Genomic DNA, 285 nt, shown 5'->3' with positions numbered 1-285 from the left:
GTTCGCCGCGTCGAACCGCTCTTTGAACGCCTCGAAGTCCCCGTCGAGGTGAGACTCGCCGTCGCGGTACCAGCCGTCCGCGGCGGGGAAGACTCCCTTCGAGGCGAGCTCCCGGATCAGGTCGAGCAGTTCGTCCGGCGACGAGAGCACGCGGTAGAAGTCGGCGTGCTCCGGGTGGTCGTCGCGGAAGCCGCCGAAGAACTCGCGGAACCGCTCGGCCTCGATCAGCTCGTCGTCGAGGATCCGCGTCGAGCCCGTGATCCGCTCGTCGATGCCGAGGTGCGT

General features: G+C 68.4%; 1 pseudogene. It reads right to left on the bottom strand.

Going from position 1 to position 285, the window contains the following annotated elements:
• Window positions 1–285, bottom strand: a pseudogene (locus EXE42_RS17700) (ATP-dependent helicase); the annotation flags it as partial.

The sequence above is a fragment of the Halorubrum sp. SP3 genome, assembly GCF_005435195.1.
Taxonomy (GTDB): Archaea; Halobacteriota; Halobacteria; order Halobacteriales; family Haloferacaceae; genus Halorubrum; species Halorubrum sodomense.
This window is presented reverse-complemented; position numbering and strand designations above follow the sequence as displayed.